Origin of the sequence: Ramlibacter tataouinensis (genome assembly GCF_027941915.1) — a bacterium.
In the GTDB taxonomy this organism is placed as follows: Bacteria; Pseudomonadota; Gammaproteobacteria; order Burkholderiales; family Burkholderiaceae_C; genus Ramlibacter; species Ramlibacter tataouinensis_C.
In genome coordinates this window covers 3,422,015-3,440,204 of sequence record NZ_CP116009.1, presented here as the reverse complement: position 1 = coordinate 3,440,204, position 18,190 = coordinate 3,422,015, and the positions used below count along the sequence as shown (strand labels likewise).

Below are 18,190 nucleotides of genomic sequence, written 5' to 3'. Positions count from 1 at the left end.
CCCCGGACGGCCCCTTCCGACCCTCAGTCCAGGTCGACCGCCACCTGGTGCAGGGTGCCGGTGAAGCGGCTGGTGGCGATCGTGTAGTCGTCGTTGACCGGCGTCAGGCTGTCCTCGCCGATGTCGAGCCCCTCCCACATCCAGCGCCGGTGCGTGTGCTCGATCCGGCCGGAGGCCAGCACCTTGCCGTTGTCGCTGATGGTCAGCGTGCCGCCGCCGCCGCGTTCGGATCCGTCGGCCACGAAGCGTGCCTCCAGCAGGTGCGGACCGGCGGCCAGGGCTTCGGCTGCGCGGATCGGGTACTGGCGCCCGCTCGTGGCGTTGTAGTGGAACACCGGCGCCCCGCGATGCAGGTAGAACGCGTAGCCGCCGCCGAAGCCGCCGTGCGTGATCAGCACGCCGTTGGCGCCGCCTTCCGGAATCTCGAGCTCCGCCCGGATCGCGTACGAACGCCCGAAGATGTCGGGCGCGAAGCTCTCCGGAATGCGGGTCATGCCGGGACGGAAGACGAAGTTCTTCCGATTCGCGGTGGGCGTGGGACAGCCTTCGGTGCCCTCGTTGTTGCCGTGGACGGGCAGGATGTTGCAGCGCGCCGCTTCTTCCAGGAAGCGCTGGCGCAGGACGTCCAGGCGCACCGGATCCTGCTGCGCCAGGTCGCGCGCCTGCGAGAAGTCGCTGCGCAGGTCGTACAGCTCCCAGCTGCGCGACCGCGGGTCGGTGCTGCCGGCGAAGTGCGCGAGCCACGGCACGTTGGCCGGCCGCGTGCCGGCCCACCATCCGTCCTCGTAGATCGCCATGTTCTGGTACATCTCGAACACCTGCGAGCGGGCGGCGTCCGGCTCGGAGTCCTGTTCGAAGGAGGACACCAAGCTCGCTCCGTCGAGCGACTTCTGCTCCACCCCATTGAGCACGCGCGGCGTCCGGATGCCGGTCGCCTCCAGGATGGTGGGGACCACGTCGATCACATGCGAGAAGTGCGAGCGCACTTGGCCGCCGCCCTGGATCCGGGCGGGCCAGTGCACCACCATCCCGTTGCGCACGCCGCCCAGGTGGGAAGCCACCTGCTTGTAGTACTGGAATGGCGTGTTCATCGCCCAAGCCCAGCCGGCAGGGAACTTGCTGTAGGAACGCGGCCCCCCGATCTCATCGATGTGGGCCAGCGCATAGTCGAGATCCTCCTCCATCTTGTTCAGCTGGGCCTGCTCGAAAAACGCGCCGCTGAGTCCGCCGGCGGCGTCGCTGCCGTTGTCGCCCTGGATGAAGAAGATCAGCGTGTTCTCCAGCTGGCCGCTGGCGCGCAGGTGCTCGATCAGCCGCCCGACCTGGTGGTCGCAGAAGGCGAGCATGGCGGCGAAGGCCTCCATGTAGCGGGCGTAGAGGCGCCGCTGCGGCTCCGGCAGCGAATCCCAGGCGGGCAGGAAGTCCGGGCGCGGGGTGAGTTCGGCATCGGCCGGAATGATCCCCTGGGCCTTCTGGCGCGCGAAGACGTCCTCCCGGGTCCGGTCCCATCCCTGGTCGAAGGCACCGCGGAAGCGCTCCAGCCATTCCTTGGGTGCCTGGTAGGGCGCGTGCGCCGTGCCCGGGGCGTAGTACATGAAGAACGGCTTGTCGGGCGTGAGCACGCGCTGGTCGCGCGTCCAGCGAATGGCCTGGTCGGCCAGGTCGCGGTCCAGGATGTAGTCCGGGTCGTCGAGCGGCGGCGCGATCGCGCTGGTGTTCTCGACCAGCGCGGGCGAGAACTGGTCGGTGTCGGCGCCGAGGAAGCCGTAGTAGTACTCGAAGCCCTGCCCCGTCGGCCAGCGGTCGAAGGGGCCCATGCTGCTGACTTCCCACTCGGGCGCGAGATGCCACTTGCCCAAGGCTGCCGTGCTGTAGCCGTTCTGCCGCAACGTCTCGGCGATCATGCCGGCCGATTTCGGCATCGCGGAGGTGTAGCCGTCGTAGCCGGTGGCGAAGTGGCTGATGTTCCCCATGGCCACCCGGTGCGGGTGCCGCCCGGTGAGAAGTGCCGCGCGCGTCGGCGAGCACATGGCACTGGTGTGGAAGCGGTTGTATCGAAGCCCGCTTGCCGCCAGCGCATCCAGCGCAGGCGTCGGAATCAGTCCGCCGAAGGTACTGCAGGCGCCGAAGCCCACGTCGTCCGTCAGGAAGACCAGGACGTTGGGCGCGCCGGCCGGCGCGCTGCGCGACGACGGCCAGCGAGGCGGATCGGACTCCTGGGCCGTCAGCCCCAGCTTCTGGTTCGATGGTTCCTCGAGGGGCGGCAGGATGTCGGATTCGTTGTCGGGGGCGTTCACGGCTGGAGTGAGGAGGCAGGATGCATCGGTAGCACCTGAGGGTGTGGCGGGGTTCGGCGCATCTTTGCGTCGAGCGGATCGGGTGCCATTGGATCCCCCCTGCAGCGCGCGCATTGTAAGAATCCGGACAATGACAGGGTAACTCCCAGTTCGGCGCCACGAGCATTCGGCGCGGCGCCGGCAGTCGGTCGGTAACGATGCGGGTCGCCCCGGTGCGGGCCCCGCTTGCGCGGTGCGCTTGCGTGAGAACATCCGCTACACGAGCCTGCGCGAAAAGAAGCTGGTAGCCGGAAGAGGTTTGCGTTTCTTCGAAACCTTTCTTGCCCACTTTGCAATTCCTGCCTGGCGACCGGATGGCTACTCTCCGGGCAAGGGTGGGCACCGATGACTCACCCGATCGCCCGTTTGGCTAAGTCCGCATGCATAACCCCGGAGAAGCTCCCGTGTCGTCTGAACATCGCAAAGCCCTTTGTGCGTGTAGCCCGCGTATCGACGCAGGCGACCGGGAGCGGGCTCCGACGCGAGGTGCTGCCGGCGTCTCCCGACGCAGCATGCTGAGGGCGTCGGCCGCCTTCAGCCTCGGCGCTTTCGGCCTCGCCCAGGCACAGACCTCCGCCGACAAGCCGGTCAGGCTGGTCGTGGGCGCTTCGCCGGCGACGGTTCTCGACCGCACGGCTCGCTTCCTGGTCGATCCTCTGCGGGAGCGCCTGGGTACTCCGGTCCTGGTGGAGAACAAGGTGGGCGCCGGCGGCATCATCGGCGCGGACTTCGTTGCCAAGGCGCCCCCGGACGGCAGCACTCTCCTGCTCTCGTCGATCACGATCTACACCAACCGGTGGATGTCCGAAACACCGCTGCCGTACGACCCGATCAAGGATTTCACGCCGATCGCGCGCCTGAACAATGCACAGGTCGTCCTGCTGGTCCCGACCAGCTCGCCTTACAAGACGCTGATGGAACTCGTGGGTGACATGCGCGCGCGGCCCGGGGAAGTCACCTATGCGAGTGCCGGTCCTGGCACCGCGCCCCACCTCGCGGCGTCGTTGCTCAATGACATGACAAGAACACGGGCTCGCCACATCCCGTACAAGGGCGCCGCTCCCGCCGTGACGGACACCGTGGGCGGGCAGGTCACGTTCACTTTCCAGAGCGCATCGTCGGCTTTGCAGCTCGTGAAGGCCGGAAGACTGCGCGCCCTGGCGGTGAGCGGCTCCGAGCGACTGGAAGGCCTGCCCGACGTGCCGACCGTGGCCGAAGCCGGCGTGCCCGGCTACGCGCTCACCGCCTTCGTCGGGGTATTTGGCCCCGCTGCCGTTCCCGCGCCGCTTTCGCAAAAGCTTTCCGATGCGCTCCTGGCGATCGGGAAGACGCAGGCCTACAGGGACTTCTGCGCGGCCCAATCGGTCGCAGTGGACCTGGCAGACGCCAAGACCTTTTCCGCCGACGCCCCCAGGGAGTTGGAGCGGTGGCGCCAGATCATCGAGGCTTCGAAGCGGGCCTGACTCGGCGTTGCGGACCGGCAATCCCGTTCGAGTTCTCGGCGGGATGGCTCAAAGGACGTCCCAGCAGGTGTTCGACAAACTGGGTGACCGGCGGCGACAGTCGCCCTTTCTTTACGCAAACGTACATTTCGCGGTTCGCCCAGTCGTCGGTCAGATCGATCAGGCGCAGTTTCATCGAGTGCTTCAAGGCCTTCACCGCGCCTTTGGGCAAGAGTCCGATGCCCTGTCCTGCGGCGACCAGGCGGCACACCGCCTCGAAGGACTGCACCTGGACACGCAGGCGCAGGTACGCTCCCAGCGCATTGGCCGTGCTCTTCATGCTCTGTGTGGTGTTGGCGGTGTCGTCGAGAGCGACGAAGTCGTACTCGAGGAGATCGGCGAACGCTGCCTGACGAACGCGAAGGCGATGGGCCGCGGGCACGACGACGCAGAGGCGGTCCCGGCAGTAACTCTCGAAATGCAGGTCTTCCAGCGGGGCCGACGTGACGACGCCGACATCAACCGTACCTCGCCGCACCGCTGCCACGATGTCGCCGCTGCGGACTTCCTGTACGTCCACATGGATGTCGGGGTGCGAGCGTGACCACTTGGCCAACTGTGCCGGCAGGTCCTGGCTCATCGCCGAGGTGTTGGCCTGAAGGTGCACTCTCCCGACGGCGCCGCGGGCGTAGTCGGACAGATCGGCCCGCATCCCCTCCACGTTCAGCATGAGCAACTGCGCGTGCCGTGCCAGAGCCTCGCCGGCCGCGGTCGGCAACACGCCGTCGTGTTTGCGCTCGAGAAGCGGCGTGCGGAACTGGTGTTCCAGCAGTGCGAGTCGACGGCTGGCCGCCGAGGGCGAAATATGGCTCGCTTCTGCAGCCTTGGAGAGGCTCTTGAGTTGCACCGCCCGCAGGAAAATGTTGATCGAATCGAGATCTGGCAGCATGCCTGTGGAGTTCAACGGGATCGCCGCCGGCGAGTGGCGGCGACCCTCGGGTGCGCCCTGGGCGAGGCACCCAAGTGTAGTGATTCGCCGTCTTGGGCTCCTGGCATCGGCGGCGATCACTTGGCCGCAAGTTCCTCCCACCTGGCTCGCGCCGCCCGGATGCTCGCTTCCTTCACATGGCCGAAGCCTCGGATGATCTCGGGCACCCGAGCCACGCGGACGGCGTGTTCCAGCGAGTCCACCCCGAAATAGGCCAGCTCCGTTTCGATCAGCGCCCGGTATTCGGCATTCAGGGTCCGCTCCGTGCGACGCTCCTGCGTGTGGCCGAAGGGGTCGAGAACTGTGCCTCGAACGAACTTCAACCTGGCGAGCAAGCGGAAAGCCGTTCCCATCCAGGGCCCGAACGAGCGCTTGCGCGGGCCCTGGGTTCCGCCGAGCCACGCCAGGGCGGGAGGCGCCAGCTCATAGGTCAGGCGCAACCTGCCTTCGAACTGGCTTTCCAGCTGGATGCGGAACTCCGGCAAGGTGTACAGGCGCGCGACCTCGTACTCGTCCTTGTAGGCCATCAGTTTGAAGAGGTTCGACGCGACGGCCCGCGTCAGCCGGTCGCCCGCCCCTAGAGCCTTTTCCGCACTCTGGACGCGTTCCACGAACGCCCGATAGTCCGCCGCGTAGTGCTCGTCCTGGTACCCGGTGAGGAAATCGACCCGCTGCGCCACCAGCTGATCGACGGTCTGCGTTGGCGTGAAGGCGATCACCTGGACTGGACGCGCCGCGCGCGTGACTCGTTCCAGGTCTTCGGCGGCCGCCCGGCCCCACTGGAAGGCGCGGGTGTTGGCTTCCACCGCCACCCCGTTCAGCTCGATGGCACGCAGCAGTGCCTCCAGCGACAGCGGAATCGCTCCCTTCTGGAACGCGTAGCCAAGCAGGAAGAGGTTGCTGGCAATCGCGTCACCCAGGAGGGCGGTGGCAATGGCCGTAGCGTCGATTGCCGCCACGCGACCACCTGTGGCCTCCGAGATGAGGGTCTTCAGGCCGTCGGCGGGAAAGTGCCAGTCCGGGTTGCGCGCGAACGGACCCGCTGGTTGCTCGTGGCTGTTCAGGACTGCCGACGTGCGTCCCGGACGCATCTTCGACACGGCCTCGGCGGCCCCGGCGGTCAGCAGGTCACAACCCAGGATCAGGTCGGCTTCGCCGGTCGCGATCCGCTGCGCCCGCAGATGTCCCGGCCCGGCAGCGATCCTCACGTGCGAGGTGACGGCACCGTTCTTCTGGCTCATGCCGGTCATGTCCAGCACGCTGACCCCTTTGTGCTCGAGGTGTGCGGCCATGCCCAGCAGCGCCCCGATCGTGATCACGCCGGTGCCGCCGATACCTGTGATCAGGATGTTGTACGGGCGGGAGAGGTCCGGCAGGACCGGAAGCGGCAGCGGCCCAAAACCAGCCGCATCGGGGGCAACCGGTGTGTTCGTCCGGCGGGGCGTACCGCCGGTGACGGTGACGAAGCTGGGACAGAAGCCCTTGACGCAGGACAGATCGCTGTTGCAGGACGACTGGTCGATGGTCCGCTTGCGCCCGAAGGGCGTTTCCTTCGGCAGGATGGACGTGCAGTTGGACTGCTGGCCGCAGTCGCCGCAGCCTTCGCAAACGAGTTCGTTGATGAACACCCGCTGCGCGGCCGGTGGCATCTCCTTCTTCTTGCGCCGGCGGCGCTTCTCGGCCGCGCAGGTCTGGTCATAGATGATGGCGCTGACACCGGCAATCTCGCGCATCGCGCGCTGCACGGCTTCCAGCTCGGATCGGTCGTGCAGCGTGGCATCCGCGGGAAGGCGACTTCGGTCCGCGTGGCGCGACAGGTCTTCCGTGACGATCGCGATGCGCGTGACCCCCTCGGCCGCGAGCTGCTGTGCGATCTCGTGCACGCCGATGGGGCCGTCCACCGGCTGGCCGCCCGTCATCGCGACCGCGTCGTTGTAGAGGATCTTGTACGTGACGTTGACCGGCAGCGCCTTGTTCGCCGCCACCGCCGCGCGGATCGCCAGGTAGCCGGAGTGGTAGTAGGTCCCGTCCCCCAGGTTCGCGAAAACGTGCGGCACCCTGCTGAAGGCGGATGCGCCGATCCACGGCGCGCCCTCCCCGCCCATTTGTGTGGTCAGCTTGTTGAACTCGGGATAGATGGCCGTGGCCATGACGTGGCAGCCGATGCCGGCCAGGGCGAAGCTGCCTTCCGGCACCCGCGTGCTGGTGTTGTGGGGGCAGCCCGAGCAGTACCAGGCCGGGCGCGGCGGCGTCGAAACGGTCGCCGCAAGCTGCGTGTCCTTGGCCTCCAGGAATGCCAGCCTGGCCTCGATCCGTGCACTGGTGCTGGTCTGGATCCCGAGCCGTTGAATACGGCCTGCGATGACACGGGCGATCTGCGCGACCGAGAAATCACCCTTGGCGGGCAGCAGCCAGTCGCCGCGCCCGCGCGGGTTGCGCACGTCCCATTCGCCGCGCTCGTCGAACTTGCCGATCACGCGCGGCCTCACGTCCTCGCGCCAGTTGTACAGCTGCTCCTTGAGCTGGTACTCCACGACCTGGCGCTTCTCCTCGACCACCAGGATCTCGTCCAGGCCGCGTGCGAACTCCCGGATGCCCTCCGGCTCCAGCGGCCAGGGCATCGCCACCTTGAAGACGCGGATGCCGATCGTGGCCGCCAGGGCTTCGTCGATGCCGAGTTCCTCCAGGGCATCGAGCACGTCCAGGTAGCTCTTGCCCGAGGCGACGATGCCCAGTTGCGCCTGCGGCGAGTCGATGGTGACCCGGTTCAACCGGTTCTCGCGGGCGTACGCCATGGCGGCGTAGATCTTGAAGTCCTGCATCAGGGCTTCCTGCTTGCGCGCCTGCACGCCGAGCGTGTCGGTGGACAGCCGGCAGTTCAGGCCGCCTTCGGGCATGCCGAAGCCGGCAGGCAGCCGCGTCTGGATGGCGAACGGGTCGGCGCTCACCGAAGCGCTGGACTCCACCGTGTCGGCCAGCGCCTTGAAGCCGACGACGCAGCCTGAGAAGCGCGACATGGCCCATCCGTGCAACCCCAGTTCGAGGTACTCCTGCACGTTGCAGGGGTAGAGCACGGGAATCATCGATGCCGCGAAGACATGGTCGCTCTGGTGCGGCAAGGTCGACGAATAGGCCCCGTGGTCGTCCCCGGCCACCAGCAGCACGCCGCCATGGCGGGACGTGCCGGCGTGGTTCATGTGCTTGAGCACGTCGATCGACCTGTCGACGCCGGGCCCCTTGCCGTACCAGAGTCCGAAGACGCCGTCGTAGTCGCTTTCGCCGAGCAGGCGCACCTGCTGGCTGCCCCACACGGCGGTCGCCGCAAGCTCCTCGTTCACGCCAGGCACGAAGCGCACATGGTGCGAATCCAGGTGCTTGCGCGCCTTCCACAGCGCCTCGTCCAGGCCGCCCAAAGGAGAGCCACGGTAGCCCGAGATGAACCCGCCGGTGTTCAATCCCGCGGCGACGTCCCGCAGACGCTGCACCAGCGGCAGGCGCACCAGCGCCTGGATGCCGCTCAGGTAGATCTCGCCAGTGACGGCGGTGTACTTGTCATCGAGGTCGACCTGGCGCAGAGGGGCACCGGCAGGGCTGGGCAGATGCAGGGCATCGACGCGGGCATTCATGGGCTTGCTTCATCCTTGTGGGATCGAGGACTCGCGCTCGCAGGATCGCTGCTTGCGCGAGAGGGAGGGGCCCGGCTGCTTCCGGTGGGAAACGCCGGGTCAGGATCGCTGGTACCAGACGCCGTCGGCCAGCATGATCTCGTGGTGACCGCGGCCGGCGGGCACCATCGGGTAGCAGTTCGCCTGCGCGGCGATGCGCACGTCCAGGAAGAAGGGGCCGTCGTGGGCGAGGCACTCGGCCAGTGCGCCCTCGAGCTCCTGCGGCTCGTGCACGCAGCGCGCGCCCCAGCCGAACGCCTTGGCCAAGGCGACGAAATCGGGCAAGGCCGCGTTCCAGCTATGGCTGAGACGGTTGCCGTGAATCAGCTGCTGCCATTGGCGCACCATGCCCATGTACCCGTTGTTGGCGAGAACCACCTTGACGGGGGTCTGGTGCTGCACCGCCGTCGAGAGCTCCTGGATGTTCATCAGGATCGAGGCATCCCCGCTGACGCAGACGACGGTCTTGTCCGGATGCGCGACCTGCGCCCCGATCGCCGCGGGCAGGCCATAGCCCATGGTGCCGGCCCCGCCGGACGTGAGCCAGCGCCGGGGCTGCTCGAACCGCAGGTACTGGGCGGCCCACATCTGGTGCTGGCCGACGTCCGTCGAAACGATGGCATCGCGAGAAGCAAGTTGCCCCTGGAGCGTGGACATCAGTTGCTGAGGCAGGATCACCTGCTCGTCGGCGCTGAACGCAAGGCAATCGGCATCGCGCCAGTCCGCGATCCGCGTCCACCAGGCATCCAGCCGGCCGGCTTGCGGGGGCGGGCAGTGGCCCACGAGCGCATCGAGGACTTGGCCGCAATCGCCGACCAAAGCAACGTCGACGGGGACGACCTTGTTGATGTTGCCCGGATGGATGTCGATGTGGATCTTGCGCGCGTCCGGACAGAAGTCCGCGAGGCGGCCGGTGATCCGGTCATCAAAGCGGGCGCCGACGCAGACCACCAGGTCGGCCTCGTTCATGGCCAGGTTGGCCTCCACCGTCCCATGCATGCCGAGCATGCCCAGGAAGCGCGGATCCGAACCGGGGAGTGCGCCCAGGCCCATCAAGGTCAGCGTGGTGGGCAGGTTCCAGGCCCGCGCCAGGGCGGTGAATGCTTCACACGCCTGCGGACCCGAGTTGATCAGGCCGCCACCGCCGTACAGCACCGGCCGGCGGGCTTGGGCAAGGAGGTCCGCTGCGCGCTGCAGATCGGCGGCCGGCGGCAGTTCCGGAGCCCGCGGGCCGGCGACCCACGTCGCCTGCGCGGGCGCCGGCACGCATTGGAGCTGGACATCCTTGGGCACGTCGATCAACACGGGGCCCGGCCGGCCGGACAACGCGATCCGCACGGCCTCCCGGACGGCTTCGGCGACCTTCGATGCATCCGCGGGCTGGTGGTTCCATTTCGTGACCGGACGGGACATGCCCAGCGCATCGCATTCCTGGAAGGCCTGCGTGCCGATCACGCCCGTCGCCACCTGGCCGCTGATGCACAGCAAGGGGATGGAGTCGCTCATGGCGTCCAGCAGCCCGGTCATCGTGTTGCCGACCCCGGGCCCGGAAGTCACCAGGACGACGCCGATCCGGCCCGTGCTGCGCGCATAGCCTTCCGCCGCATGCACGGCGGCCTGCTCGTGCCGCACGAGCACATGCCGCAGCCGCGGCTGCTTGAACAGCGCATCGTAGAGCGGCAGCGCAGCGCCACCGGGATACCCGAAGAGGGTGTCGACGCCGCACGCGACCAGGGTGTCCAGCAGAATTTCCGCGCCATTGCGCAGGACCGCTCGGGAGACATCGGAGGAACACGGTTCGAGAAAGGCGGCTTCCATGTGGAGATTTTTCCGCATTGACGGCAAAATAGGCTTCGACCTTTCAGGCTTATTCCATGGCTACATCAAAGAAATTTAGGAATCTGCCGGAAATTGGCGATGAAACACCGGCCAAGCTGGACACGTTCGACTTCGCCATCCTTCGCGAGCTGCTGGCCGATTCCCGCCGCACGCTGCAGGAGATCGGCGCCGCCGTGAAACTGTCGGCCACCACCTGCTGGAGTCGCATCAAGCGGATGGAGACCGAGGGCGTCATCCGCAAGTACAGCGTCGAGCTCGATCGCGCCCGTCTGGGCTACAAGGACACGGTGATCGTCCAGCTCACCCTGACGAGCCACAGCGACGAGACGCTGTATGAGTTCGGGCGGATCCTGGCGGAGATCCCCGAAGTGATGGACGCGTACCTGGTGTCGGGCGACTACGACTACTACATTCGCATCGCCGTGAAGGACACCCGCGACTACGAGCGCCTACTACGGGAGAAGCTCTACAAGATCCCGGGAATTCGCCACAGCAAGTCGACGTTCGTCCTCAGGGTGCTGAAGGACGCGAACGTCCCCATCGTCTGACCGCCGCTTCAGCCGTCAGTCGACCGGCTCGAACAGCAGCACGTCTTCGGACGGCGCCAGGTCGTAGACAACGCGCGCGATCGTTCCGGTGAACGCGAATTGGCCCGAGTAGTCGTTCGAGACCGGAGACAGGGCGTCACGGCCGATGTCGAGTCCGTGCCAGCCGTGGAAAAACGGCAGAACGGCCGGGAACTCGGTGGCGCCGACTTCCCGGTCGCCCACGAGGAGCCGACCGACGCCCTTGCAATCGGCCGTCTTGTCGAAGACGAACCTGAGCACCGTGGCATCGCCGGGCAGGGGTTCGCGCGAGCGGATGCGATAGCGCGTGCCGACGTAGTTGTACTCGTAGCACAGGTGGCCGTCCTTCACGTACAGGACGTAGCCGCTGCTGACCTGGCCGAGCGCGACCAGCACGCCTTCGTGGAGCCCGATCGGCTCGGCCAGGTGCGCGGTGATGCGATGCGCCCGGTTCATGGTCGGCGGCGTCACCGCCATCGGCAGGTGCGCCATGCCGGGGTAGTAGGTGAAGCGGGTGCGCGCACGCGGCGAACCCGGGCGGGGCACGCGGGCCCGCAGCGCGTAGCCGCGATCATCCAGAGGCAGGACGTCATAACGGCCCGCTTCGGCCCAGAACCGTTCCTTGAGTTCGGTCAGCTTGTCGGGCCGCTCGCGCGCCAGGTCGTGGCACTCGGACCAATCGGCGTCGAGGTTGTAGAGCTCCCACACGTCGTCGTCGTACGAGCTTCCTCGCTCGTGATAGGCCACGGCCTTCCAGCCTTTGTGCCAGAGCCCGCGGTGGGCGAACATCTCGAAGTGCTGGGTCAGGCGCGTGGTCGGGGCCTTCGGCTGCGCGAAGCTGTAGCTCATGTCGGTGCCATGCAGGGGCATCTGGGCGACCCCACGGTAGACGGTGGGCGCAGCGACATCCAGTAGTGACAGGATGGTCGGCGTGATGTCGATCACATGGTGGAACTGCTCGCGCGTTTCGCCGCGCGCAGCGATCCCGGCCGGCCAGTGGATGATCAATGGGTCGCGCACGCCGCCTTCGTGCGTGTTCTGCTTGTAGCGCCTGAACGGCGTATTGGAGACCTGCGCCCACCCCCAGGGGTAGTTGGGTTGCGCGCCCGGCCCGCCGATCTCGTCGATCATCGACAGACTCGTCGCAAAGTCTTCGGGCACCCGGTTCTGGATGGCGGTGGTATTGACCGAGCCCCGCTGGCCCCCCTCCTGGCTGGCTCCGTTGTCCGACAGGAAGACGATGATGGTGTTGTCCAGCCGGCCGACTTCCTCCAGGAACGCGAGCAGCCGGCCGAACTGCGCGTCGGTGTGCTCGATCATCGCGGCGTACGCTTCCTGCAATCGCGCGGCCAGGCGACGCTCGTCGTCGCTGAGTTCATCCCAGGCCGACACGCCCTCATTGCGCGGCCCCAACGTGGTTCCGGGCGGCACGATGCCCAGCGCCTTCTGCCGCTCGAAGCGCTCGGCGCGCACGACATCCCAGCCACGGTCGTACACGCCTCGGTACTTGCGCAGGTAATCGGCGGGGGCCTGGTGCGGGGAATGCGCGGTGGCGAAAGCGAGGTACAGGAAGAACGGCTTGTCCGGCGTGACCGAGGTCTGGTCCTTGATGAACGAAATGCTGCGATCGATCAGGTCCGTGGTCAGGTGATAGCCCTGCTCCGGCGTGCGCGGCGGATCGACCGCATGGTTGTCGTAGGTCAGTTCCGGGTAGAAGCAGTCGGTCTCGGCCTCGAGGTATCCGTAGTACCGCTCGAAGCCGCGCCCCAGAGGCCATTGGTCGTAGGGCCCCGAGGCGGAGGTATGTTCGGTCGGCGCCAGGTGCCACTTGCCGACGCACATGGTGTTGTAGCCGCGATCGCGCAGGACCTCGGCGATAGTGGCGGCCGCCGGGCTGATGAAGCCGCGACCGCTCGGGAACCCGGTATCCAGGTTCGACAGCATGCGCATGCCGATGGCGTGGTGATTGCGCCCCGTCAGCAATGACGCGCGCGAGGGCGAACACAGGGTCGTCGTATGGAAGTTGGTGTAGCGCAGACCCTGGCTCGCCAGCCGGTCGATGTTCGGCGTCGGGATCTCCGAGCCAAAACAACCCAGGTCCGCGAAACCGACGTCATCGAGCATCACATAGATGACGTTGGGAGCGCCGGGCGCTGCGACGACAGGCGTCTCCCACCATGGCGTCGACTCCTCGTGGGTGCGCCCGATCGTCCCTTGGAAACCACTGCGCCCATTGAATCCGCTTTCTGCCAAGACAAAACCCCTTCCGGTCCGAAATGCACTACACGTCAGTCAGTTGAAAAAGCACGTCGCGAGTTCACGGCCGCGGCGCCATTCGGCGCCTGCCATGTCTTGCGGCGTGGCGCAGGCGGCAGCCTGGTTGTCCGTGTTCAATCCTCGTTCTTGAATCCCGACGCTTCCACGATCGGGCGCCAGAACTCGCGCTCTTCCCGCAGCTTGCGAGCTGCAGCTGCGGCGTCCAGCCCGGTGGGGTCGAGGCCAGCGCGCTGCAGTTGGGACTGCACCTGCGGCTGCTGCACGGCGGCCATGAATGCCTTCTCCAGCGCCAGCACCGTCGCCTTGGGCGTTCCCGACGGCACGAATGCGCCATACCAGGCGTTGGCGTGCGCGAAGGCATCGATGCCGCTCTCCTTGAGCGTCGGGACATCCGGCAGTGCGCGGTTGCGCCCCGAGCCCGAAACCGCGAGGATTCGCACCTTGCCAGCGCGATGCAGCTCGAGCTGGCTGGCGAGCGCGTCCGTCGCGAGCGGCACGTGTCCACCCACCAAGTCCGTGACCAGTGGTGCGCCGCCCTTGTAGGGGACCGGGGTGAGTGGCGTGCCGATCGCCTTGCCGAGCGCCAGGATGGAAAAGTGGAGCGCACCACCGAGGTTGGTGAGGCCCACGTTGCCACGGCCCGGCTGACCTCGCACCCACGCCGTGTACTGAGCGATCGTCTGGAAGGGGCTGCCGCCAGCGGTCGAGATCACGGTCGGCACGTCGACCAGATGGGCGACCGGCAGGAAGTCTCGATCGACGTCATAGTCCAGGCGCTTGTAGGTCATCGGGAACAGGACGAAGGGCGCGCTGGAGCCAAGCAGCACGGTGCGACCGTCCGCCGGCGCACGCTTGACGCTGTCGATCGCCAAGCGGGTGGCCGCGCCAGGCCGGTTTTCCACGACGACGGTGTCGCCCGTGCTCGTTCGCAGCTGTTCCGCCATCGCCCGCGCCAGCGTGTCCAGTGCGCCGCCTGGCGGGAACCCGACCACCAGCTTCAGAGGCGGTTTGTCCTGTGCTTGTGCGAAGCTGCTGGTCAGCGCCAGCGCACAGGCCAATCCGACGACATGGCGTCGAAGCAGGGGCAGCGGGAATTTCATGCGAACTCCAGTCGAGGGGAAGGCCGGGTCAAGACGAACAAATGAGACAGCTTCCCATCCGCCCCCGCTTCCGTCCAATACGCGTTTTCAAACACCCCATATCGTTTTAGTATGGGTGCATGGATCTCAAGAGCCTACGTTTTTTCGTCGAGGTGGCCGAAACGCGCAGCGTGGGGAAGGCGGCCCTGCGGCTGCACATGGCGCAGCCGCCTCTGTCCGTTCAGATCCGCAAGCTCGAGTCGCGCCTGGGTATCACGCTGTTCCGCCGCGAATCGGATGGCATGCACCTCACGGAGGCGGGGCGAGCGCTATACGCGCGTGCGAGGGAAGCGCTCGCACTGGCCGAGGACGGCTTCGCGGCCGCGCGGGCGGTCGCCGCAGGGCAGCGCGGCCACCTCACGATCGGCTACATGTTCGCGCTGGGGTACGCGGTGCTGCCGCGCCTGGTACCCAAGCTGCGAGACAGCCTCCCGGGCGTGGAACTTCAGTTCGTGGAGATGAGCGCGCTCACCTACGGCCCCTTGCTGTGGGACTTCAAGGTCACGGTCGGACTGTGCATGCCGCCGCTGGTGCGCGAGGGGGTGGAGACAGTGCCTCTGGGCCGACAGCCGATGCTGCTGGCGATGCCGGCCCGCTCACGGCTGGCCCGGCAACGGCAGGTGGCGATTGAGAAACTGGATGGCGAGGCGCTGATCGGCCTGCCGGTGACGAATCAGGCAGAGGGGGCGTCCATCGTGACATCGCTGCTCGCGCGGCATTCGGTGAAGGCGCGCACCGTGCATCGGGTGGAGACCGTGCACTCGGCGCTTGCGCTGGTGTTGGCCGGCGAGGGTTATGCGATCGTGCCGGCCTGCGCGGCGGTCGGCAGTCCGCCAGGGCTGGTGTTCCGGCCGCTGGAGGGTGGTGAAGCCGGGCTCCCAGTGGCGGCGTGCTGGCGACGGGACGTGGAGAACCCCTTGGTGCGGCGCTTCGTGGCCGTCGCCCGGGAGGCGCTGCTATAGATCTCGGCGGAGACCCCGGCCACTTCGATTAACGCATTCCACAGCGCAAGGAGGGAGCGAGGCCCGCTGAACTTGCGCTCATCGCCCCGAACCGGGGAACACTCCCCTTCCGTTTCAATCTGGCTTTGTTCCCCAGTTTGTTCCCCGGGGTTCAGCTGGATGTCAATGAACGGAACTGGACGTCAGTGGATGGCAGGTCCTTGATTCACAAATGGAAAAGGGCGTTCAGCGGATCTCACTGAACGCCCTTTGACGGTGTAGTGGTGGAGCTGGCGGGAATTGAACCCGCGTCCGCAAGCCTTCTCCGAGCAGTTCTACATGTTTAGCGTTCTGGTTTGGATCTCGCCGCCAGCATCGCGCAGACGCACGCTATGCCAGCCGCCAGTGCCCTATTTTCTCGTCCCGGTCCAAGGCACCCGGATCGGGACCAGCCCATGTAGATTCCCTCACAGCCGGGAGCTTGCGCCCCTTGCCCAGCCCATAGGCCAACTGTTGTGAGGCTCACCGGTGTTTAAGCGGCGAGTGCGAAACGTTCGTCGTTTGCAGTTACTTTGTTTCAGCGGATTAACGAGGTGACTGAACCTCGACATGCCCTGCTGCGTGTCCGAACCCACGTCGAAACCGGTGCAGCCCCAGGACTTCGTATTTTAGGCCGGTCCGCCTCACTTCAAGAGCAGCAGCAACTCCAGCGGCGAAGAAATGCGGGCGTCGGGCTGCCAGTGGTCGATGTCGGGCGTGCCGCCCAGATAACCGTAGGTGGCGGCAACCGTCGGCATGCCGGCGGCGCGCCCGGCGGCCATGTCGCGCTCGTCGTCGCCGACGTAGAGGCAATCGGCCGGGGCCAATTCGAGCCGCCGCGCGGCTTCCAGCAACGGCTCGGGGTGGGGTTTGGAAAACGGCGTGCTGTCGCCGCCGACGATGGCGCCGGCAGTGGCGAACAGGGGCATCGCCTGGGTCAGCGGCCCGGTGAAGCGCATGGACTTGTTGGTGACCACGCCCCAGTTCAGGCCCCGCCCGACGATCTCCGCCACGAGCTGCGGCACGCCCTCGAAGACGGCCGTGCTAGACGTCATCCGCCGCTCGTACCCCTGGAAGAATTCCTCGCGCAGGGCCGCGAAGTCGGCATGGTCCGGCGTGATGCCGAACGCCACGCCGAGCATGCCGCGGGCCCCGGCGCCGGCCATGGGGCGATAGCGGTCCAGCGGCAACGACGGCAACCCGCGCAAGGTGCGCATGGCGTCGGCGGCGCCGCCGAGGTCGGGTGCGCTGTCGATCAGCGTGCCGTCCAGGTCGAACAGCACGGCACGGATTCCGGAGAACATGTCAGGTTCGGCGTGCGGCCACGAGGTAGTTGACCGAGGTGTCACCGCTCAGGCGATACCGGCGCAGCAGCGGGTTGTATTCCAGCCCCCGGGTGCCCACCCAGTCCAGCCCGGCCGAGCGGCAGAAGGAAGCCAGTTCGCTGGGCCGGATGAACTTCAGGTACTCGTGCGTGCCGCGCGGCAGCAGGTTCAGCACGTACTCCGCCCCGACCACCGCGAACAGGAAGGATTTCGCATTGCGGTTCAGGGTGGAGAAGAACACCCAGCCGCCCGGCTTGACCAGGTCGGCGCAGGCGCGCACCACCGAGCCCGGGTCCGGCACGTGTTCCAGCATTTCCATGCAGGTGATCACATCGAAGGATCCGGGCTGCTCGATCGCCAGTGCCTCGACGCTCACCTCGCGGTACTTCACGTCCGGCGTGCCCGCCTCCAGCGCGTGCAGTTGCGCCACCCGCAGCGCCTTGGTGGCCAGGTCGATGCCCAGCACCTGCGCGCCCCGGCGGGCCATGGCGTCGGCCAGGATGCCGCCGCCACAGCCGACGTCCAGCACCCGTTTGCCGGCCAGCGGCACGAACGACTCGATCCAGCCCAGCCGCAACGGGTTGATCTGGTGCAGGGGCCGGAATTCGCTTTCCGTGTCCCACCAGCGGTGGGCCAGCTCGGAAAACTTGGCCAGCTCGGCCGGGTCGGCGTTCAGGCTGCTGCTACTGCTCGGGGTCATGGTTCGATTGTGGCGCGGCACCAAAGGAAAAGGCCCCGGGCAGGGGCCTTTTCGCGACGAAGCCGGACGGCTTACTTGTTGGTGCGGGTGCCCACCACTTCGATTTCCACGCGGCGGTTCTTGGCGCGGCCTTCGCGCGTCTTGTTGTCGGCCACGGGCTGCTTCTCGCCCTTGCCTTCGGTGTACACGCGGTTCTTCTCGATGCCCTTGGAGACCAGGTAGGCCTTCACGGCTTCGGCACGGCGCACCGACAGCTTCTGGTTGTAGGCATCGGCGCCCACGGCGTCGGTGTGGCCGACGGCGATCACCACTTCGAGGTTGATGTCCTTGACCTTGCCGACCAGGTCGTCGAGCTTGGCGCGGCCTTCGGGCTTGAGCACGGCCTTGTCGAAGTCGAAGAAGGTGTCGGCGGCGTAGGTCACCTTGGTGGCGGCCGGCGGCTGCGGGGCGGGTGCGGGACGCGCGGCAGCCGGGGGCGGCGGAGCCGGCTGCGCGGCCGGAGCCGGAGCCGGAGCGGGCGGGGGCGGCGGAACCAGCGCGCCGTCGCAGCCCTTGGCAGCGGAAGCCGGGGTCCAGGTCGCATCGCGCCAGCACAGTTCGTTGGTGCCGTTTTTCCAGACGAGTTCGCCCGTGCCGTTGGCCCAGTTGTCGACCTTGCGGCCCCCGTCAGCGGCGGTCACGCGAGTCTGCGCCCCTGCGGCGGTGGCCAGCGCAGCGGCGGCAAACATCAGCGCCACTTGGTTCAGTTTCTTCATGGTTCTCCTCTTGGGGAAAAAGCTGCAGCCGCGCTGCGAGAAAACTACGATTCAGGTGACCATTCACCGAAAACGTCCGGTCGATTGTGCCACACGTCCTTACACAATCAACCGGGCCTATTAAGGCGTCCCGTAGGACAAAACCGCAATTCCCCGCACTGTGTTGCGGGTGCGCGAC

Annotated in this window: 12 protein-coding genes and 1 other RNA gene; 3 read left to right on the top strand and 10 right to left on the bottom strand. The window is 67.0% G+C overall.

Annotated features, from left to right (window positions below; translation table 11 throughout):
• Positions 1–23: 23 nt before the first annotated feature.
• Positions 24–2,297, bottom strand: coding sequence for an arylsulfatase (locus PE066_RS16445; protein ID WP_271233608.1), 2,274 nt, complete (start codon positions 2,295–2,297; stop codon positions 24–26).
• 551 nt (positions 2,298–2,848) lie between these two features.
• On the opposite strand from PE066_RS16445, the gene PE066_RS16440 reads away from it, so the two are divergent.
• Positions 2,849–3,799 carry a Bug family tripartite tricarboxylate transporter substrate binding protein gene (locus PE066_RS16440; RefSeq protein ID WP_271233607.1) on the top strand — a complete coding sequence of 317 codons (951 nt, stop codon included), beginning with the start codon at positions 2,849–2,851 and terminating at the stop codon, positions 3,797–3,799.
• Here PE066_RS16440 and PE066_RS16435 read toward each other — a convergent pair.
• The 3 genes from PE066_RS16435 to ilvB all read right to left on the bottom strand — a co-directional run bounded on the left by PE066_RS16435 (position 3,774) and on the right by ilvB (position 10,249).
• Positions 3,774–4,727 carry a LysR family transcriptional regulator gene (locus PE066_RS16435; protein ID WP_271233606.1) on the bottom strand — a complete coding sequence of 318 codons (954 nt, stop codon included), beginning with the start codon at positions 4,725–4,727 and terminating at the stop codon, positions 3,774–3,776. The two genes, PE066_RS16440 and PE066_RS16435, sit on opposite strands and share 26 nt — an antisense overlap.
• A 116-nt stretch (positions 4,728–4,843) precedes the next feature.
• Positions 4,844–8,392 carry an indolepyruvate ferredoxin oxidoreductase family protein gene (locus PE066_RS16430; RefSeq protein WP_271233605.1) on the bottom strand — a complete coding sequence of 1,183 codons (3,549 nt, stop codon included), beginning with the start codon at positions 8,390–8,392 and terminating at the stop codon, positions 4,844–4,846.
• Between the two features lie 99 nt (positions 8,393–8,491).
• Positions 8,492–10,249: a biosynthetic-type acetolactate synthase large subunit gene (gene ilvB, locus PE066_RS16425; protein ID WP_271233604.1), complete on the bottom strand. Its 1,758-nt coding sequence runs from the start codon at positions 10,247–10,249 to the stop codon at positions 8,492–8,494.
• Positions 10,250–10,305: 56 nt separating this feature from the next.
• On the opposite strand from ilvB, the gene PE066_RS16420 reads away from it, so the two are divergent.
• Complete coding sequence (locus PE066_RS16420; RefSeq protein WP_271233603.1) at positions 10,306–10,818, top strand: Lrp/AsnC family transcriptional regulator; 513 nt, start codon at positions 10,306–10,308, stop codon at positions 10,816–10,818.
• A gap of 15 nt (positions 10,819–10,833) precedes the next feature.
• On the opposite strand, the gene PE066_RS16415 is transcribed toward PE066_RS16420, so the two are convergent.
• Positions 10,834–12,960, bottom strand: a complete 2,127-nt coding sequence (locus PE066_RS16415; protein WP_271233602.1) for an arylsulfatase — start codon at positions 12,958–12,960, stop codon at positions 10,834–10,836.
• A gap of 266 nt (positions 12,961–13,226) precedes the next feature.
• Positions 13,227–14,213 carry a tripartite tricarboxylate transporter substrate-binding protein gene (locus PE066_RS16410; protein ID WP_271233601.1) on the bottom strand — a complete coding sequence of 329 codons (987 nt, stop codon included), beginning with the start codon at positions 14,211–14,213 and terminating at the stop codon, positions 13,227–13,229.
• 119 nt (positions 14,214–14,332) lie between these two features.
• Between PE066_RS16410 and PE066_RS16405 the strand changes: the two genes are divergently transcribed.
• Positions 14,333–15,214, top strand: a complete 882-nt coding sequence (locus tag PE066_RS16405; protein WP_271233600.1) for a LysR family transcriptional regulator — start codon at positions 14,333–14,335, stop codon at positions 15,212–15,214.
• Between the two features lie 261 nt (positions 15,215–15,475).
• On the opposite strand, the gene ssrA is transcribed toward PE066_RS16405, so the two are convergent.
• From ssrA to ompA, 4 genes are all read right to left on the bottom strand, one after another.
• Positions 15,476–15,848: a transfer-messenger RNA gene (gene ssrA / locus PE066_RS16400) on the bottom strand.
• Positions 15,849–15,876: 28 nt separating this feature from the next.
• A complete protein-coding gene (locus PE066_RS16395; protein WP_271233599.1) occupies positions 15,877–16,536 on the bottom strand; it encodes an HAD-IA family hydrolase in 660 nt (219 codons plus the stop codon).
• A gap of 1 nt (position 16,537) precedes the next feature.
• Positions 16,538–17,257 carry a bifunctional 2-polyprenyl-6-hydroxyphenol methylase/3-demethylubiquinol 3-O-methyltransferase UbiG gene (gene ubiG / locus PE066_RS16390; RefSeq protein WP_271233598.1) on the bottom strand — a complete coding sequence of 240 codons (720 nt, stop codon included), beginning with the start codon at positions 17,255–17,257 and terminating at the stop codon, positions 16,538–16,540.
• Positions 17,258–17,328: 71 nt separating this feature from the next.
• Positions 17,329–18,012: an outer membrane protein OmpA gene (ompA, locus tag PE066_RS16385; RefSeq protein WP_271233597.1), complete on the bottom strand. Its 684-nt coding sequence runs from the start codon at positions 18,010–18,012 to the stop codon at positions 17,329–17,331.
• Positions 18,013–18,190: the final 178 nt, after the last annotated feature.